Source organism: Parendozoicomonas verongulae (genome assembly GCF_009711465.1).
GTDB lineage: Bacteria > Pseudomonadota > Gammaproteobacteria > Pseudomonadales > Endozoicomonadaceae > Sansalvadorimonas > Sansalvadorimonas verongulae.
Map to the genome: position 1 here is coordinate 2,101 of NZ_SMME01000704.1, position 3,706 is coordinate 5,806.

Sequence of the window (3,706 nt, forward strand, 5' to 3'; positions counted from 1 at the left end):
TACTGTTGATTTTCAACAAGATTTAACAAAAGCCTGTTCAGTTTGTTTTTGTTAACACGAAACCACAAACGGGCAGGATTTCCCTTTCGCTTCTCTTCTAGAACACCGGCATTGCGAAGTTCTTTGCGGGCCCTTTCCTGCTCGGAACGCTTCAGCATGATCTGCTCATACCATTCGCCCTGGGATGTATAAAACCATCCTCCCGGATGCTGGCTGCGCTCAGTCCAGTACACAGCCTGACTCAGGAATAATCCACCAGCAGCAGAACCGGCCAGCTCTGCATAAGGGCGCTGGAACGCAATAGGCCGACTTAACAAAAGGGTCAGATCAGGTAATGTCTCGCTCACCACAACCCCCTATTGCCCAGCAGGAGCAGGCTGATTGAAAACAGGCGCGTTCACAGCGCTTCGCTGTGGCAGAATGGTAAAACGTCCACCAGCTTTGGTTTTATGTTGAAGTTTTTTGTATTCGGTCATGGTTCCCCCGATCGTCCCAATACCGGGACATGATTTTTATTCGAAAACAGGCAATTATTTATCTCGTACCTGTCTTGCCCTTCTGTGATCTCTCACGATCTCGGCAATGCTGATCTCTCCCCCGGTCAGCTCATCGACACGGTCAGCCTGACTCCTTGGAATAACACCTTTCCACTGAGTCACGGCGGGCTGTGAGATTCCGAGAGCCTTTGCGACCCTGCTCTTATTGCCATCAAACCGCTTAAGTAGTTTTTGGTATGTGTTCATAACTGAATGTTAATGCCGTTAAACATGTTTATCAAACGTGTATACACACAAATACATGGAATCCACATTTGACCACACCAGCAACGAGAAGAGGCTAAAGTGTGCAATGTTCTGTTTATTGGACAGTTTTTATGATCAAGGAATGGAAAAAATGCCCTTAAAAGACAGGTTCTATCTGGCCAGAGCTTCCGCTAAAGAGAGGCTAAACAGGCGTCTGAAAATGACCCAGCACGAGATGCAGGACGAAACCGGCGTATCCAGATACACCATCATCAACATTGAAAAAGGGAAAACCGATACCCCTACTGATGAGATTTTGAAGAAACTTGCAAACCACATGCGGGTTAACACCGAGTGGCTGGCATCCGGGAAAGGGGTGATGGATCCTGAACTACCGAACTTTGACCCGTCACCCTACCTGTCAAAGCTCAGCAAAAAAGTCGTTCACCGCCAGAGCGTAGAACCTCTGGAAGGCAGTATTGCCAGAAAGTATGAGAGAGCCACAGTTATCATCAGAAAGCACACCACCAGCAACAGAGGGTGGAAGTGCATCATTCCTGAAGTGACCTATGAACGTGAACTGTCTGTCTCTCTCTCTCCCCTTATTGACCGTGAAGCCATTACGGCCGCCGGTCTGTTTGAAGGTGATGTCGTGATCATCCCCAATCCAGTTGATGATGACGACGAGATTTATGTTGTAAAAGCCTATTACTAACAACCAGCAACACATGGAAGAAAAGGCCAACCATGAACCTTAACCAGAAGTCCCGCTCACTCTCCTTCTTTCTAACGTTTTTTCTCGGCCCTCTCGGCCTGCTGTATTCCCACATTGTGGGCGCAATTATTCTTATAGTTATCGCCATTGTTACAGCGCCATCCATCATCGGCCCCATTATCTGCTGGGTGTTATCCATAGCGATTGGTGACCACTGCACACACAAACACAACAAAGCCCTTGAGGAGTTCAAGAACCTCATGAGCAACAAACCCTCATAATTCACCAGAAGTCAATCTAACAATATCGAGTACAGTCAGGACGCAGCAGGTATGGACACCCCGTTAATCAGTGAAGCCAGCATTGAGCGCATTCTCAAAAGCGGCGACTATGAAGAGGCTTACAGCCTGCTGCAATCCCACCTGAAGCCGGGATTCAAGATCACTCTGGATGGCCCAGGCTACAACGGCAATATCCCCTATGATGTTGTGAAGTCGCTGCAAGATACGCAGAACGCTATCATGCGGGCTTACTGCCTGTTCACCCGTGGCACCACGGATATTCGCCTGCTGTCCCGGGAAGAAAAGCACGCCCTGAAAATGGATTTTTCCCTCTCGGAAGGCTCCGCCGTTCTGGATTTTGTGTTTCAATACACCGATCAGCTGTTGAATATAATCAATGAGACGATAAAGGACATGGACAGTGAACATAAGGCAATGACCATTATCTCACTCTTCGGGTTTCTGTTTATGGGCTGGGGTATACATGCCCTGCGCCAGCACTTTGGGGAAAAACAAAGACTGCAGGCCCGGAACGAAGAAGGCCGCATTCAGCAACAGAACATGGCTATGATTGGCGAGCTGGTTAAGGATTCACACACTCTTGCCCGGGCAGCCCTTGAGGCTGGCAAGGGGCAGGCTGCGCCCCTGCTCGCTGCCCCTGATCTGGACGAAGCCAAAGTTAATGATGTGCCCATGACACCCGCTGAAATCAAAAGCCTCAGAGAGCACATTGAAACCCTGAACGAAGAAGAAACCCGAATCACCACAGGGGACTATTATGTGGATGGCTACATTGCCAATAGAGGTACGGGAAAAAAGGCAACCGTTGTTTTGACCGATCCGGTTACGTATACCAGAACGCAAGCCGAAATCAGTGGCGATCTCTTCAGCTCTGGTGATGCCGAGAAGATCAAGCAACACATGGATACCAATACAGCAATCACTCTGCAGATTGAGATTCATATTCACCCCAAACGCACCCAGCGCATAATCACCGACTACATTGGCCTGGCTGATCCGACCCGATCCGGCGAACGATCCCACACAAACTGATTACCCACTCCCCCCCTCAGCTAAACAAAGCCCCGCACTGTCGGGGCTTTTTTTGTGCCCATACACTTTTTTACGCCACAGAAAAAAATGTTTATACAGTTTTTGCTTACACGTGCATAAACATAACTTAATCTTATACCTAAAGGCACAACACAAACGCAGAAATGAAAACAAAAACACCCCACACAGGCCGCCGGTTCCGCATAGAACCCAACAACATTCTCACGGAACGGGAATCGGAAATGCTGCTGTGGGTGGTTGAGGACAAAGACGCAGAGGCCGCTGGCCGGATTATGGGACTCACCAAATCCTCAGCAGAAACCTACCGCAAGCGTCTGCTGGCCAAGATGGGCAGCGAAAGAATGTACGGGCTGGTGGCCGAGGCTTTTCGTCAGGGCATTGTGACACCACTGGCGGTGATGCTGATGTTTTGTCAGGTGTCGCTTATGTCCACCAGTGCGGAGTTTGTAAAGCGTCAGCCGGTGAGAACACAGGTGCGACTGGTGAGAACCAACCGGACAGGCCGCAAGTACATAGCAGGCATCCGGGTATAACAACGTTCAACAATAACGAGCAAGGGATGGAGGGGACCATGAAAAAAGGCACAGCACCCGCAGTGGGAGCCAGTTTCGAGGGCGGAAGCCCTGCCGATCTGGTGCGGGGCATTAAAGCGGCGAATCAGGGGCACAGCATTGGCTGGACATGCGTAAAGCAGGGCGGTGTCTGGCGGGCTACTTGCACTGGTCGTCGTATCAAAGGGCTGGGCAGCTACAAACGCAAAGCGGCCTGAACCTTTTGCTCAACATTTTTACAGTTTCGGGGGAAACATGTTTAAACACGCCATCATCTACACCTTCAGTGATCAGTTCGCCCTCACCGGTGAACAGCTGGAGGATGCGCTCAAGGAACAGCCG

General features: G+C 49.9%; 7 protein-coding genes. 5 read left to right on the plus strand and 2 right to left on the minus strand.

The features are described 5' to 3' along the window. Both E1189_RS03305 and E1189_RS26150 read right to left on the minus strand, forming a co-directional pair. The coding region (locus tag E1189_RS03305) for a hypothetical protein (RefSeq protein ID WP_230460109.1) at positions 1–347 on the minus strand (347 nt) is incomplete at its 3' end. Positions 348–530: 183 nt separating this feature from the next. Next, entirely contained in the window at positions 531–743 is a 213-nt protein-coding gene (locus tag E1189_RS26150) for a Cro/CI family transcriptional regulator (protein WP_155158621.1), read from the minus strand. 151 nt (positions 744–894) lie between these two features. On the opposite strand from E1189_RS26150, the gene E1189_RS03315 reads away from it, so the two are divergent. From E1189_RS03315 to E1189_RS03335, 5 genes are all read left to right on the plus strand, one after another. Continuing rightward, positions 895–1,458 carry a helix-turn-helix domain-containing protein gene (locus E1189_RS03315; protein WP_196221146.1) on the plus strand — a complete coding sequence of 188 codons (564 nt, stop codon included), beginning with the start codon at positions 895–897 and terminating at the stop codon, positions 1,456–1,458. 32 nt (positions 1,459–1,490) lie between these two features. Then, positions 1,491–1,739, plus strand: a complete 249-nt coding sequence (locus E1189_RS03320) for a hypothetical protein (protein WP_155158623.1) — start codon at positions 1,491–1,493, stop codon at positions 1,737–1,739. A 51-nt stretch (positions 1,740–1,790) separates the two neighbouring features. Next, positions 1,791–2,792, plus strand: coding sequence for a hypothetical protein (locus tag E1189_RS03325; RefSeq protein ID WP_155158624.1), 1,002 nt, complete (start codon positions 1,791–1,793; stop codon positions 2,790–2,792). A 164-nt stretch (positions 2,793–2,956) separates the two neighbouring features. Further along, positions 2,957–3,346: a LuxR C-terminal-related transcriptional regulator gene (locus E1189_RS03330; RefSeq protein WP_155158625.1), complete on the plus strand. Its 390-nt coding sequence runs from the start codon at positions 2,957–2,959 to the stop codon at positions 3,344–3,346. Between the two features lie 38 nt (positions 3,347–3,384). Further along, entirely contained in the window at positions 3,385–3,582 is a 198-nt protein-coding gene (locus E1189_RS03335) for a hypothetical protein (RefSeq protein ID WP_155158626.1), read from the plus strand. The last annotated feature ends 124 nt before the right edge of the window (positions 3,583–3,706 follow it).

What these genes read in the sequence shown, in the direction of transcription:
- E1189_RS26150 (WP_155158621.1), bottom strand. Translation starts at nt 743, where the DNA reads ATGAACACATACCAAAAACTACTTAAGCGGTTTGATGGCAATAAGAGC.
- E1189_RS03315 (WP_196221146.1), top strand. Translation starts at nt 895, where the DNA reads ATGCCCTTAAAAGACAGGTTCTATCTGGCCAGAGCTTCCGCTAAAGAG.
- E1189_RS03320 (WP_155158623.1), top strand. Translation starts at nt 1,491, where the DNA reads ATGAACCTTAACCAGAAGTCCCGCTCACTCTCCTTCTTTCTAACGTTT.
- E1189_RS03325 (WP_155158624.1), top strand. Translation starts at nt 1,791, where the DNA reads ATGGACACCCCGTTAATCAGTGAAGCCAGCATTGAGCGCATTCTCAAA.
- E1189_RS03330 (WP_155158625.1), top strand. Translation starts at nt 2,957, where the DNA reads ATGAAAACAAAAACACCCCACACAGGCCGCCGGTTCCGCATAGAACCC.
- E1189_RS03335 (WP_155158626.1), top strand. Translation starts at nt 3,385, where the DNA reads ATGAAAAAAGGCACAGCACCCGCAGTGGGAGCCAGTTTCGAGGGCGGA.